The organism is Megamonas rupellensis DSM 19944 (assembly GCF_000378365.1).
Lineage (GTDB): Bacteria > Bacillota > Negativicutes > Selenomonadales > Selenomonadaceae > Megamonas > Megamonas funiformis.
The window spans coordinates 1-13875 of sequence record NZ_KB899607.1 but is presented as its reverse complement, the minus strand read 5'-3'; the positions used below and the strand labels follow the sequence as shown (position 1 = coordinate 13875).

Annotated in this window: 12 protein-coding genes, 1 tRNA gene, 1 other RNA gene and 1 riboswitch; of the genes, 5 read left to right on the top strand and 9 right to left on the bottom strand. The window is 31.7% G+C overall.

The window, feature by feature from the left end; all coding sequences use genetic code 11:
• A partial coding sequence (locus F553_RS0110530) for an IS3 family transposase (protein WP_019000070.1) occupies positions 1-252 on the top strand: 252 nt, incomplete at its 5' end.
• 59 nt (positions 253-311) lie between these two features.
• On the opposite strand, the gene deoD is transcribed toward F553_RS0110530, so the two are convergent.
• From deoD to ssrS, 8 genes are all read right to left on the bottom strand, one after another.
• Positions 312-1028: a purine-nucleoside phosphorylase gene (deoD, locus tag F553_RS0110525; RefSeq protein WP_008540061.1), complete on the bottom strand. Its 717-nt coding sequence runs from the start codon at positions 1026-1028 to the stop codon at positions 312-314.
• Positions 1029-1131: 103 nt separating this feature from the next.
• Entirely contained in the window at positions 1132-2436 is a 1305-nt protein-coding gene (thiC, locus tag F553_RS0110520) for a phosphomethylpyrimidine synthase ThiC (protein ID WP_019000069.1), read from the bottom strand.
• A gap of 80 nt (positions 2437-2516) precedes the next feature.
• Positions 2517-2615, bottom strand: a riboswitch (TPP riboswitch).
• Positions 2616-2665: 50 nt separating this feature from the next.
• A complete protein-coding gene (locus F553_RS0110515) occupies positions 2666-3451 on the bottom strand; it encodes a 5-deoxy-glucuronate isomerase (protein WP_019000068.1) in 786 nt (261 codons plus the stop codon).
• A gap of 261 nt (positions 3452-3712) precedes the next feature.
• Positions 3713-3789: transfer RNA gene (locus tag F553_RS0110510), tRNA-Arg, on the bottom strand.
• Positions 3790-3861: 72 nt separating this feature from the next.
• Entirely contained in the window at positions 3862-4860 is a 999-nt protein-coding gene (locus F553_RS0110505; protein WP_033405785.1) for a hypothetical protein, read from the bottom strand.
• 111 nt (positions 4861-4971) lie between these two features.
• Positions 4972-6660, bottom strand: a complete 1689-nt coding sequence (locus tag F553_RS0110500; protein ID WP_244263955.1) for a sensor histidine kinase — start codon at positions 6658-6660, stop codon at positions 4972-4974.
• A 1-nt stretch (position 6661) separates the two neighbouring features.
• Positions 6662-7357 (bottom strand): response regulator transcription factor, encoded by a 696-nt coding sequence (locus F553_RS0110495; protein ID WP_019000065.1) that lies wholly within the window; start codon positions 7355-7357, stop codon positions 6662-6664.
• A gap of 220 nt (positions 7358-7577) precedes the next feature.
• Positions 7578-7760, bottom strand: a non-coding RNA gene (gene ssrS, locus F553_RS12410) — 6S RNA.
• 148 nt (positions 7761-7908) lie between these two features.
• On the opposite strand from ssrS, the gene F553_RS0110490 reads away from it, so the two are divergent.
• From F553_RS0110490 to F553_RS0110475, 4 genes are all read left to right on the top strand, one after another.
• Positions 7909-8235 (top strand): hypothetical protein, encoded by a 327-nt coding sequence (locus tag F553_RS0110490; protein WP_008540054.1) that lies wholly within the window; start codon positions 7909-7911, stop codon positions 8233-8235.
• 214 nt (positions 8236-8449) lie between these two features.
• The gene (locus F553_RS0110485; protein ID WP_019000064.1) at positions 8450-10522 is read left to right on the top strand and encodes a BglG family transcription antiterminator; all 2073 of its coding nucleotides are present in this window, start codon (positions 8450-8452) and stop codon (positions 10520-10522) included.
• Positions 10523-10524: 2 nt separating this feature from the next.
• On the top strand, positions 10525-12420 hold the full coding sequence (locus F553_RS0110480; RefSeq protein WP_019000063.1) for a PTS mannitol transporter subunit IICBA: 1896 nt from the start codon (positions 10525-10527) through the stop codon (positions 12418-12420).
• A 26-nt stretch (positions 12421-12446) separates the two neighbouring features.
• Positions 12447-13598 carry a mannitol-1-phosphate 5-dehydrogenase gene (locus F553_RS0110475; RefSeq protein ID WP_008540050.1) on the top strand — a complete coding sequence of 384 codons (1152 nt, stop codon included), beginning with the start codon at positions 12447-12449 and terminating at the stop codon, positions 13596-13598.
• An 83-nt stretch (positions 13599-13681) separates the two neighbouring features.
• On the opposite strand, the gene F553_RS11955 is transcribed toward F553_RS0110475, so the two are convergent.
• The coding region (locus F553_RS11955; RefSeq protein WP_019000062.1) for an IS3 family transposase at positions 13682-13875 on the bottom strand (194 nt) is incomplete at its 5' end.

Here is a 13875-nt window from a genome sequence, read left to right as displayed (position 1 = left end):
AAATTATTAAAAGAAAAAGGCATTATCCAAAGCATGAGCCGAAAAGGCAATTGCTTAGATAATGCCGTAATAGAAAATTTCTTTGGTTTACTAAAAAGCGAATTATTCTATTTAAAAAAATTCAAATCCGTTGAAGATTTTATAAAAGAGTTACAATCTTATATAAAATATTATAATACAAAACGGATAAAGATAAAACTAAAAGGACTTAGTCCTGTAGAATACAGAACTAAGTCTCAATTAGTAGCTTAATTAATATGTCCAATATTTTGGGTGCATATCAATATTGTCCTCTTTTTGTATTTGCATTATTAGATATCTCTTTCGTCGATAGCAGTTTCAAGCGCTATTTTAATCATATTATCAAAGGATTGTTCACGTTCTTTAGCTGTAGTTTCTTCACCTGTAAATAAGTGATTACTTACAGTAAATACGCCAAGTGCTTGTACATTATAACGAGCAGCAAGCATATAAAGAGCAGAAGTTTCCATTTCTACAGCAAGACAGCCATATTGGATTAATTTTTGCAAATCAACTTCTTCATCATAGAAACGGTCTTGGCAATATACATTACCAATTTTTACAGGAATGTTTAATTTTTTAGCGTGGTGATATGCTTTGCCTAATAATTCAAAATCAGCAAGTGGAGCATAATGAAGTCCATCACCAAAAGTGCGAACAATAATGCCGCTATCAGTAGTTGTTCCTTGAGCGATAACGACATCGCGAACATGAACATCATCTTTTAAACCACCACAAGTACCAACGCGAATTAATTTTTTAGCATGGTAATCGCAGATTAATTCATGTGCATAGATAGAAATAGAAGGAATACCCATACCAGTTCCTTGGATAGAAACTTTATGGCCTTTATAAGTTCCAGTATAGCCAAACATATTGCGAATATGATTGTAGCAGACAGGATTTTCTAGAAATTTTTCAGCGATGTATTTTGCACGTAATGGGTCGCCAGGAAGTAAAACGACATCAGCAACTTCTCCAATTTTGGCTTCAATATGATTACTCATAACAATACCTTCTTTCATTAATAATTTTATGAGATATAAGAATATCTATAAAAATTTTATCATAATGAATGAAAAAATGCAGGGATTATCCTGCATTTTTAAATTAACAATGTTCGATTGTAGCACCGAGGTATTTATTGACGATTTCAACAGCACAATAATCGCCACACATAGAGCAAGCAGTTGTGCCTTCTGGATTGCGTGAAGCGCGTCTTTGACGAGCTGTTTGTGGGTCGATAGCTAAATTCATTTGTTCTTCCCAATCAAGTTTTTTACGAGCTTTAGCCATATTTAAATCCCAATCTTTTGCACCAGGTACATTTTTTACGATATCAGCAGCATGAGCGGCAATTCTAGTTACAATAACACCATCTTTTACATCTTGAACATTTGGTAAAGCAAGATGTTCAGCAGGAGTTACATAGCAAAGAAAATCTGCACCGCAAGAAGCTGCCATAGTTCCACCGATTGCAGCAGTGATATGGTCATATCCAGGAGCAATATCAGTAACAAGTGGGCCAAGAACGTAAAATGGAGCATTATGACAAATGCTTTTTTGCAATTTCATATTTGTAGCTATTTGGTCAAATGGTACATGACCTGGACCTTCAACCATGACTTGTACACCTCTATCCCAAGCGCGTTTTACAAGTCCACCTAAATTTAAAAGTTCTTGAATTTGAGCATGGTCAGTAGCATCAGCAAGACAGCCAGGACGAAGACCATCGCCAAGACTCATAGTAACATCATATTTTGCACAGATATCTAAGATATCATCATAGCGTTCATAGAGTGGATTATTTTTTTCATTATAGAGCATCCAGCCTGTGATGAATGAACCACCACGACTAACTACGTCCATATAACGACCTTCTGCTTTCATGCGATTGATTACATCCATAGTTACACCGCAGTGAATAGTCATGAAATCAGCACCATCTTTGGCTTGTTTTTCAATGGCATGAAGTAAATCTTCTTCCGTCATTTTCACGACAGCACCATGAGCTTTGATGGCATCAACTGTTGCCTGATAAATTGGCACAGTTCCTACCATTACAGTGGAATGTTTTAAAATAGCTTGACGAGAAGCATCAATATTATTTCCTGTGCTTAAATCCATTACAGAATGAGTACCAGATGCGATAGCGACATTTAATTTTTCGATTTCAGGAGCTGGGTCAGGAAAAGCACTAGATGTGCCGATATTAGCATTTACTTTAGTACAAAGTCCTTTGCCTACACCATAAGGGTGTAAATTTTGATGATTGATATTAGCACAAATAGCGATAGTACCATTGGCAACGCGTTCACGAAGTGTTTCAATATCCATTTTTTCTTCTTGAGCTACGATTTTCATTTCATCAGTGATTTTACCAGCTCTAGCTGATTGCATTTGTGTCATTGTCATAATTTTGCCTCCATAATATAAGTGATAAATGGCAAAAAAATAAGCAGATATGCAAAGAAAGTTGCAAATCTGCCTTGATAATCATTTATTTGCCACTTCCCTACGTTGGTCTTAACCAAATCAGGTTCTAAGGGTCGGAATATTTCCTCTCAGCTTCAAAAGCACCCCTAGTGGATTTTTTTCAATTTTTTTTATTATAAAATATTTAGTAAGAAAAAACAAGATTTAATTAAAATTTAGCATCATGAAGCCAAATATATCGTTCATCTTCATTACAATTTTGACGGAGCCAAGGATTATTATCAAAATGACGAATCATCCAACAAGTATACATTAAAAAACCTGGAGCTACAGCTTGTGGATGAGTTTTGCTGTCAGCGATAGCGGCAAAACTACCATCAATGCTTTTAAATACATCATTTCCGATAAAACTAGCACCAAAACCTTCTGGTCTATCAAATTTGAAATAGTAAACTTCAGGTTGTGGGTGATAATGTGGTAAGTAGCCAGACCAATTACCTCTATCATTAATTACTTCACCTAAAACCATATTAGAATAAGGTGCTGTGTCATAATCAAAAATAGTATTAACTTGACGTTGAGCAGTGTTACCGAATTTTCCTGCACAAGAATATCCCCAAGGAACATCTTTTGGAGCATATAATTTAGCAGGGAATTGTTTTTCATTTTTTGTGCATTGAACAAGAATTTCTGCATCGCTGTTTGCTTTAACAATTACTTTTGTATTACTGCAAACGTGAACGCACCAGGGACCTTCAGTAAAAACATCTTTTCTAGATACAGTTTTTTTTTGTTCATCAAAAATATAAGTGATTTTACCAGCTAAGAGTAGTATGGCAATTTCTTCACCTTCACGGCAGAAAATTCTTTCTTCATCAGCTTTAATTTTATAGACGCGAATATCCATTAGCATATTACTATATTCATTATTGTAAGTAGTAAGAATTTGTTCGCCAGAAGCATTGAATTCTGGATAACCAAATGATTTATACATGAAAATATCTCCTTTATAATAAATTTATCAATAAGTGATAATTATTTTATGGTTATATTATAAATGTTTTAAAGTTCAATATCAACAATATATAATCAAAATATAATCAAAATATAACAAGATTAATAAACTTATTAATAAAAAGTTTCTATAATAAATGTTGAAGTAAAAGAATTTTTTTATCTTGATATTTTTGATAAAGGGCAATAAAAAAGGATATTAATCACAATTATTATGATTAATATCCGTTATTTTTATAAATGGTGCGACTGGCGTGAGTCGAACACGCGACCCTTCGCTTAGGAGGCGAATGCTCTATCCGTCTGAGCTACAGCCGCAATTTCAATCTAAATTAGTTAGATGAATTTAATAAGCTAAATTTTAGCATAACTAAAACTAAGTCGCAAATTTTAATTTATAGGAGCTCCAATAGGACCTACAGAACCAATAGGATTTGTAACGCCACTAGCAGCTGGTGATGTTGTAGTAGAGTTTACAGGCGTAGTAGGTGTTGGAGTTGTAGTAGTTGCTGTTGTGTTTGTTGGAACAGTAGCTGTTTTATTGATTTGATAACGTGTTGCCCATTCAGGATATTTATTAGCATAATATCTTATTTTCTTGAATTCTACATCTTCTGTGCTTTCAGGAATGATAGAATGCATATTTTTGTCGAGATTAGGTGTTTTATCAATCCAATTTGTATCAGGAGACCAGAAATTATATTTTAATGTTCTAGCTGTTAAATTTTGTACGTTATATTCTTTTTTCATGAATTGGATAGAAGAAACATTACCAGCAGAGTCTTTGTTTTCTTGCCAAATCCAAACAATGATATTGTTATCTATCTGACGAAGTGTTGCTGTATCAGCACTGCTTTCTCCAGATTCATTGCTCCATAAGCCAAGCCAACGAGCATTAGAAATAAGACGACCGCCTTCACCTTTATTGAATACACGGTCTACAATCATAGCATAGAATTTTTCATCAAAAGATTGAGAGTTGATATCTTTATTTACAGGATTATCATATTTGAGTGTATAAAGAGCCTTGCCATCTTTATCATAGAAGATTTCTTCCATATAGCGTAAGGTTCTTTCTTGAGGATTGATTTGAACACGAGCTAAGCTATAGACTAATTGATTAGGGTCATTGATAGGAAGTTTCATATTAGCTATAGTTTCAGCTGCTCCACCTGGAGCGTAACCTGTTTTTATCCAGTCTTCAATACAAGTAGGAATGTTATTTTGACTAGAAACAGTAGTAATTCTTGTCATAGAAAAATATTTACTATATTTATCATCTGAGCTAATCCAATACCATTCAGAATCAGCCGCAAAACTAATTTGAGTATGGAATAATGTGAAAACTATTAATACAGTAAGACAAATAATATTTTTTATTAATCGCATAAGCATGCACCCTCATTATATATATTATAAAATTTGTTACTCTACTTATTATACCAAAAATTTTAGCTTAAACAATAAGAAAACCCCTAAAATAGGGGTTTAAAAAATTTTTTAATCTGATTTTAAAGAAAAGTGAATTCTGATACAAGTTCCTTCATTAGGTTTACTTTGAATTGTTAAATTAGCATGATGGAATTCAGCAATATGTTTAACGATAGCAAGACCTAAGCCTGTACCTTCTACATTGATTTGAGAACGGGATTTATCAGCACGATAAAATCTTTCAAATACATGTGGTAAATCGTCTGATGCTATACCTATTCCTGTATCTTTTACTTCTAAGATAAGATGATTTTTGTCTTCATTTAATAAAGAAATAAAGACAGAACCATTGGCTTTATTGTATTTTATAGCATTTTCGATGAGGTTATAAATTAATTCTTCGATTAATTGACGAACACCGATAATTTCGCTAGTAGGAACTTCTTTAAAAATGAGTTTTACCTGTTTAGTCAATGCTTTATCATTTAGACGTAAAATAATTTGTTTACAGATAGCAGAAAGATTTAGCGGTTCTTTCATAAAGGTACTATTTTTTTCATCAAGTTGAGAAAGTTTGATTATATCTTGAATTAAACTGATTAGACGTTGAGCTTCTTTGTAGATTTTGCCAGCAAATAAAGGAATGTCATTTGGTCGAACCATATTATTTTGTAAGAGTTCAGCAAATCCAGAGATAGAAGTGAGTGGTGTTTTTAATTCATGAGATACATTAGCGGAGAATTCTTGGCGCATTTTTTCTGCCATGCGTTTTTCCGTGATATCTACAAAGAGAATTAAAGCACCTTTTACCGTATTATGCTTAGTTACAGGGCTGGCAATGATTTGATAAGTTTTTTTATCAAGAGGTAAATAAAACTCTTGTCGTTCTCCACGCATTACATTTTGAGCAGCTTGATATAATGTTTCATTATTGATAAGCGTAAAGAGATTTTTATCAATATAGTCTATTTTTTCGGCATTTAAAATATTTAATACGCTATGATTTATAGCTAATATTTTATAAGAATGATTGATTAAGATTAAACCTTCTTCGATATTGTTGATAATCATGGTAAATTCACGCTGTTGATTTTTTAAAGTCTTCATTTGTTGGTGAATTTGCTCATTTTGATTTTCTAAACGAATTAACATAGGATTTAATTCTTCATACAAGTCATTCATAATAGGATGCTCAAGATTGATAGAATTTATAGGTGCAATGATATTTCTAGCCATACGGCGAGCAGCCAATAGAGAAGTTAAATAGATTAATAACATCATAGCTAACAATATCGGCAAGGCTTCTTGAACCATATCATATGCACTAACATTATTGCGAGAAAGACGTAAAACAGAATTATCATCTAATCTCACAGCGTAATAATACGTATTAGTTCCAAGCGTAGTTGAGATGCGATAAGATTCACCTGTTCCTACTTTTTGGGCAATTTGTACTTCTTGACGCAAAAGATGATTTTCCATTTTATCTAGTTCAGCACTATTATCAAAGATAACATTGCCTTCAGGGTCAATCCATGTAATGCGTGTTTGTGTCTGTGCATCTTTTAGTAATTCTTTAGGGTCTGTTAAATGATGATTAAAAACATAAGTTAAATAAGTAGCCTCATCTTTAACTTCTTGTTTTGTATGTTCAAAAAATAATGGATAACATAAGGTCAAAGTTAAAATAAAAGTACAAATAACAGCCATAGATACTAAAAAGCACATATAATTGAAGATTTTTTGCTTCATACTCATATTAATCAATGATTTTATAACCGACTCCACGGATAGTTTCGATTAATTTGCTGGCTACTCCTAATTTATGGCGAAGTGTTTTTATATGCACATCGACAGTACGAGTTTCAGCTGCATAATTATAATCCCATACTTTGTCCATAATTTTATCGCGGGAAATAACGATATTTTTATTTTTTAATAGATAGTATAAAAGTTCAAATTCTTTTAATGTCAAAATGACTTCTTCATTATTTACATAGACTTTATGGAAATCATGATTTAATACAAGAAGACCATTACCAGCAGATAAATCATTAGTAGCTTTATCTTGTGCTACATTGATTTTTGCACTGCGACGTAAAACTGCTTTTATGCGTGCGATTAATTCCATTACACCGAATGGTTTAGTTACATAATCATCAGCGCCATTATCAAGACCAGTTATTTTATCATATTCACTACCACGAGCTGTGAGCATGATGATAGGAGTATGTTGTGTTTTAGGATTTTTACGAACTTCTTTGAGAATTTCAATGCCATCAATGCCAGGAAGCATAATGTCTAAAAGAATTAAATCAGGCACATTATTTTTTAGTACAGGAAAAAATTCTTCAGCATTGACAAAGCCTTGAGCTTCAAATCCAGAAGATTGTAATGCATAGATGACAAGTTCGCGAACGCTTTCGTCATCTTCAACACAGTAAATTTTTTGCATAAGAACACCTCATAGATATAGATTAAATGTAAATTATATTTTATAAAAAATAATGGATATTATATTAATATGTAATCAGTATAAAATTTTTTGATAGCTACTACAAGAGAAGATTTTATATTTTACATAGTTTTTACTAAAGGCTAGAATTTTGTAATCTTAAATAGATTTTTGACAAACAAAAAAGCATTGTTTCACTTTTTGTAAAACAATGCTTTTTTATATGCCCATAATGCCGTTATCTTTTATTCGCCTAGACCTGCTTGGTGCAGGTGGGTATCTTGGATAAGAGCTTTGCTATTCGTTCGAGACGATTCAGCAGCACAAATATCACAGCCAGATTCCCGTTTAGAAAGAGTAAGGTTAGACAATATAAAAAGACCTACGCACATTGCAGGCATACTCCGTTATTAACTGATAATATAATATCATAAAGATGAAATCTGTGCAAGAGTGAACAGGTCAGAATTGCAAATTGCATTTTTACTTGCGCAGATTATTAGGCTCAGTTAAAATAAGTATAACGTTATTGATAAAAGAAGGGATTTTTTATGGAAAACAATTATAGTGTAGCTATTTCTTGTCATAGTGATTTAGGATATATTGAGTATACAGCTGATACTAAATCTGCAAATATTGTTTTGGCAAATGAAGTAGCTAAACAAAAAGTAGAAGAGTTTTTAAATACACCATTAACTTTACAAGTACCACATGAAACATTACATGATTTTACTACAATAACTATTAATCCATTAGATGATGTGGAAACACTTCAATTAGCACTTACTCGTTTATGGGAAGCAACTGATGTACATGTTGATTGGAGCAGACCAGTTGATTATGTAAAAAATGGCATTCGCAGTTTAAAAGATTTATAAAATATATTATAGGTTATAAAAAGCTACATTTAATATTCATTTTTATGAATTTATTGAATGTAGTTTTTCTATTTTAGACATTATTTAATTTTGTCCTAAAGGATTAAAGACTTAATAATATAACTTTAGATTGAATTTACAAACAATTCTCTATTATAATTTAATTGTAGAAATAAACCGGTTATTTAATATTAAACTATAAGGAATTAATTGTATGAAAATAAACGAACGTTCGAAATTTATAATTAATGAACTTATAAAAAGAAATACTTATGTAACGGCTAGTGAAATAGCTGATTTACTACAAGTAAGTATAAAAACAGTAACTAGACAATTAGTTAATGTTGAAAAGATTTTAAATGAAAATGATTTAATCTTAGAAAGAAAAACTAGCAAGGGTATGCAAATCATAGGGACTGAAAAGCACAAGCAAAAAATGCTAGAACAAATCCAATCTAATGGTTTGCATGAATATTCGCCAGCGGAAAGACAAAATATAGTATTAAGTCATTTGTTAAAATCACAAGAACCTATAAAGTTATTGACTTTGGCAAAATTATTGAATGTAACAGAAGCCACTATAAGCAATGATTTAGACAAATTAGAAACATGGATAAAAAAGATGAATATGAATTTAGTTCGCAAACCTGGTTTAGGGATTTATTTAGAGGGATTAGAGAAAGACATCAGGAAAGCGATTATAAGTCATATTTATAAAAATCTCCATGAGAAAAACATTCTAAATGTCTTAAATAAACAAGAAAAAAATATTAAATTAAAAAGTGGCACGGATAAGTTTTTATTGGACTTAGTCGATAAAGATATCATTCAAAAAGTAGAAAAAGCAATAACTACAGTAGTGGAAAGAGAGAATTATAATTTATCGATAAATGCTTTTTCAGGCTTAGTAGTTCATCTTACATTAGCTATACAGCGTTTATTAAAAGGTGAAATCATCAAAATTGATACTAAGTTTTTAACAGAATTGAAAAAGAAAAAAGAATTTGATTTAGCATTTAAGATAAGTGAAGAGATTGCGGAAGTCTTTGATATCGTTGTTCCTGAAGAAGAAAGTGGTTTTATTACTATGCATCTTTTAGGAGCTAGAAACAATTATCAAGAAGGCACTATTAATAATTATGATAATTTTGCTTTGATAAAAATTGCCAAAAAAATAATAGCTATAGCTCAAGAAGAAAGCGGTATTTTTATAGCTAAGAAAAGTAAATTATTAATAGGTCTTGTAAAACACTTAGGGCCAGCGGCAACGAGAATAAAATTAAATTTGGAGATACGTAATCCACTACTAAATGAGATGAAAGAGAAATATCCTCAATGGATGAAATTAGCTAAAAAAGCAGCTAAGCCTTTAGAGGAAAAATTAGGGGTTAATTTACCAGAAGCGGAAATTGCTTATTTAGCAATGCATTTAGGTTCTACTTTAGAAGATGCAAGTTTGCAAAAAGCGAGAAAATATAATGTTTTGGTAGCTTGTCCTACAGGAATTGGCACATCAAAATTATTAGCAAGTCAACTAAAACAAAAATTCACTAATTTAAATATTGTAGCTATTGTTTCTGCAATCAATATAAACTATGAATTTTATCAAAATGAAGGCATAGATTTTATAATTTCCACTGTGGAAATAAATGAAGCGACAATACCAGTAGTGATTGTAAATTTCATGTTAGATGATAAGGATATAGATAATATCATTCATCAAATGCAATTATTACCTGATGAAAATAGTGGAGAGTATCATAAAGATAATAAGAGTTTAGTTGAGAAATTGAGCGAACTTAATCTATTTGGTTTTTATATTAAATCTATTTTGAAGAATTTCTTTTATCAAGATATGGTAAATGTTAATTCTAAAGAAGAATTATGTAGTTTTGTTAGTATTTATTTATTAAAAGACAATATAAGTCAAATTTTGGAAGCTGACTTGAAATCAAGAGAAGAAAAAGGTAGCACTATTATTAAAGATTTGATGTTATTACATACAAAATCTAAAGTTATACAAAATTTGACAGTAGGGATTATTCAGTTAGAAAAATCTTTAAAAGTAAATGAAAAAGAAATATCTACAGTATTGATTTTATTAGTTCCAGATAAAGCTGATGAAAAAGCTTTAGAAACGATGGGAGTTTTATCCGAAAGCATTATAGAAAATACGAACTTATTAGATATTTTACATCAAGGTTCTAAGGCAGAAATTTATTTGGAACTAGAAAAAATATATACAAATTATTTTAAGAAAAAATATAAAAAGGTAATGGAGGGTTAAAAATGTCTGAAGCAAAAGCAGGAAATGTTGCTCAAGAAAAGATGCAAAAATTTGGTAGATTTTTAAGCGGAATGGTAATGCCAAATATCGGTGCATTTATCGCTTGGGGTTTACTCACAGCATTATTTATTCCAACTGGTTGGATACCAAATGAATATTTAGCAGCTGCAGGTGGCCCTATGTCAAAATGGTTAATTCCATTATTGATTGGTTATAGTGGTGGTAGTGCTATTTATCAACATCGTGGCGGTGTTTTAGGTGCTATCGCAACAGCTGGTATCATCGCTGGTTCTGACATTCCAATGTTCTTAGGAGCAATGATCGTTGGTCCATTTGGTGGTTGGTGTATTAAAAAATTTGATGAAGCTTTCCAAGATAAAATCCCAACAGGATTTGAAATGCTCATCAATAACTTCTCTGCTGGTATTTTAGGTGGTATTTTAGCAATCCTTGCTTATGCCATCGTAGGTCCAGTAGTAAGTTCCTTGAATGATATTTTACGCGGTGGCGTTGAATTTATCGTAAACTTAGGTCTTATTCCACTCGTATCTATTTTGGTTGAACCTGCAAAAGTATTGTTCTTGAATAATGCTATCAACCATGGTGTATTCAGCCCAATTGGTATTCAGGAATCTCAAGAACTTGGAAAATCCATCTTCTTTATGATTGAATCTAACCCAGGCCCTGGTCTTGGTGTATTACTTGCTTTCTGTTTAGTAGGTAAAGGCATGGCAAAAAGCTCTGCTCCAGGTGCAGTAATTATCCACTTCTTAGGTGGTATTCATGAAATTTACTTCCCATATATTCTCATGAAACCAATCCTCTTATTAGCAGTTATTCCAGCAGGTATGGCTGGCGTATTCACATTAAGCGTTTTAAATGGTGGTCTTATCGCTCCAGCTTCTCCAGGTAGTATTTTTGCAATCTTAGCAATGACTCCAAAAGGAGCATATTTTGCAAATATCGCAGCAGTAGTAGTAGCTACAGCAGTATCATTCGTAATCGCTTCTATCTTCATCAAAGCTTCTAAAGATGATGGTTCTTCCTTAGAAGAAGCTCAACAAAATATGCAAGATATGAAAAACCGTGGTAGCAAACGTGTTGAAAGTGATGTAGTAGTAAAAGGTAGCGAACTTAAGAAAATTATTTATGCTTGCGACGCAGGTATGGGTTCTTCCGCTATGGGCGCAAGTGCACTTCGCAATAAATTGAAAAAAGCAGGTTATGGATATATTTCTGTAACAAACTGTGCTATCGGTAATATTCCATCTGATGCTCAGATTGTAGTATCTCATGAAAAATTAGCAGACCGTGCAATCGCCGATTCTCCACAAGCTGAACATTTATTTGTACAAGATTTCATTAAAAACGATGTTTATGATATTATTTTAGCTAAATTACAAAATGTAGAAGCTAAAGTAGAAGAAGTTGCAGATAGCAAAGAAAACGCTGTTGAAGATGAAACTGTATTAAAACGTGAAAACATTAAAATGTGCTTAGATACAGTTACTAAAGAAGAAGCTATAAAAATGGCTGGTGAATTATTATATAAATCTGGCTATGTTGGCAAAGAATATATTAATGGTATGCTTGCACGTGAACAAGATGTAAGCACATACATGGGACGTGGCATTGCTATTCCACATGGTGAAAATGCAGTAAAAGACACAGTTAAAAAATCAGGTATTGTAGTATTACAATTCCCTAATGGTGTAGAATTTGGTACAGGTAAAGCAAAATTAGTTGTTGGTATCGCAGGTAAAGGCGACGAACATCTTGCTATCTTAGCTAATATTGCTATTGCTCTTGACGAATATACTGATGAACAATTAGAAGAATTATTCGTTACAAAAGATAAAGAAGCTTTATATAACTTATTTACAAAATCTAATGATTAAGTTTTAGATAATAGGGGGTATTTTAAATGAAAGCAGTGCATTTTGGTGCTGGTAATATCGGTAGAGGTTTTATTGGAGAATTATTATATGAATCTGGTTTTTCTACAACTTTTGTTGATGTAGTAAAAGCAACAGTTGATTATATCAATGAAACAAATTCTTATGAAATGTATATCATTGATAATAATGAAAAGAAAGTAATTAAAAATGTAAAAGCTTTTTCTCCAATTACTAATGAAGCAGATATTGTGGAAGCAATTTGTGAAGCTGATTTAATTACAACATCTGTTTGTGTTGATAATTTAGATAAAATAGCTCCTACACTTGCTAAAGGATTAAAAGAACGTTTAAATCGTGGCATAGGTAAAGTAGACGTTATGGCTTGTGAAAATGCTTTTTATGCTACAGATATGTTGAAAAAAGCTTTAGTAGAAAATACTAAAGCGCCAGTAACAGAAGAAGAACTTGATAAAGTAGGCGCTTTCCCAAATGTAGCTGTAGATAGAATTGCACTTAGCACAGTTATAAATGGCGTAAGAGTACCTCAAATTCAAGCAGCTTTTGAACTTGTTATTGAAAAAGACAAAATGGTAAATCCAGAAGCTCAACCAATTAAAGGTGCAGAATATGTAGAAAATCTTGGCATGTATCTTGAACGTAAACTCTATGTATTTAACTGCGGTCATGCTGCAACTGCATATTTTGGTTATCATAATAATTGTGAAACAATCCATGATGCTTTAGAAGTTCCAGAAATTAAAGCTGATGTAGTAGCTGTAATGAAAGAATCAGCTATGGCAATGACTAAAAAATATCCATTTAAATTTGAAGAATTAGAAGCTTATATCGAAAAAATCTTAAAACGTATTTCCTTAGAAGCATTACATGATGAAGTAGTACGTGTAGGTCGTTCTCCTATCCGTAAATTAAATCTTAAAGACCGTTTAGTAGGGCCAGCTTTATTAGCTGAATCTTATGGTCTTGATAATACTCACTTAGCAAAAGCTATTGCTACAGGATATACTTTTGATTACAAAGAAGATGAACAAGCTGTAGAAATTCAGGCTTATATTGCTGACAATGGTATTGAAAAAGCAGTAGAAAAATATTCTGGACTTACAGCAGATCAAAAACTTTATCAGCTTGTAATTGAAAATTATAAAGCTATTAAAGCTTAAAACAAAGTTTTCCCCATTCCTATTCTAAATAAATAAGAAAAGCACAGCTTATTGATATGCACCCAAAATATTGGACATATTAATTAAGCTACTAATTGAGACTTAGTTCTGTATTCTACAGGACTAAGTCCTTTTAGTTTTATCTTTATCCGTTTTGTATTATAATATTTTTTATAAGATTTTAACTCTTTTATAAAATCTTCAACGGATTTGAATTTTTTTAAATAGAATAATTCGCTTTTTAGTAAACCAAAGAAATTTTCTATTACGGCATTAT

What these genes read in the sequence shown, in the direction of transcription:
- deoD (WP_008540061.1), bottom strand. Translation starts at nt 1,028, where the DNA reads ATGAGTAATCATATTGAAGCCAAAATTGGAGAAGTTGCTGATGTCGTT.
- thiC (WP_019000069.1), bottom strand. Translation starts at nt 2,436, where the DNA reads ATGACAATGACACAAATGCAATCAGCTAGAGCTGGTAAAATCACTGAT.
- F553_RS0110515 (WP_019000068.1), bottom strand. Translation starts at nt 3,451, where the DNA reads ATGTATAAATCATTTGGTTATCCAGAATTCAATGCTTCTGGCGAACAA.
- F553_RS0110505 (WP_033405785.1), bottom strand. Translation starts at nt 4,860, where the DNA reads ATGCGATTAATAAAAAATATTATTTGTCTTACTGTATTAATAGTTTTC.
- F553_RS0110500 (WP_244263955.1), bottom strand. Translation starts at nt 6,660, where the DNA reads ATGAGTATGAAGCAAAAAATCTTCAATTATATGTGCTTTTTAGTATCT.
- F553_RS0110495 (WP_019000065.1), bottom strand. Translation starts at nt 7,357, where the DNA reads ATGCAAAAAATTTACTGTGTTGAAGATGACGAAAGCGTTCGCGAACTT.
- F553_RS0110490 (WP_008540054.1), top strand. Translation starts at nt 7,909, where the DNA reads ATGGAAAACAATTATAGTGTAGCTATTTCTTGTCATAGTGATTTAGGA.
- F553_RS0110485 (WP_019000064.1), top strand. Translation starts at nt 8,450, where the DNA reads ATGAAAATAAACGAACGTTCGAAATTTATAATTAATGAACTTATAAAA.
- F553_RS0110480 (WP_019000063.1), top strand. Translation starts at nt 10,525, where the DNA reads ATGTCTGAAGCAAAAGCAGGAAATGTTGCTCAAGAAAAGATGCAAAAA.
- F553_RS0110475 (WP_008540050.1), top strand. Translation starts at nt 12,447, where the DNA reads ATGAAAGCAGTGCATTTTGGTGCTGGTAATATCGGTAGAGGTTTTATT.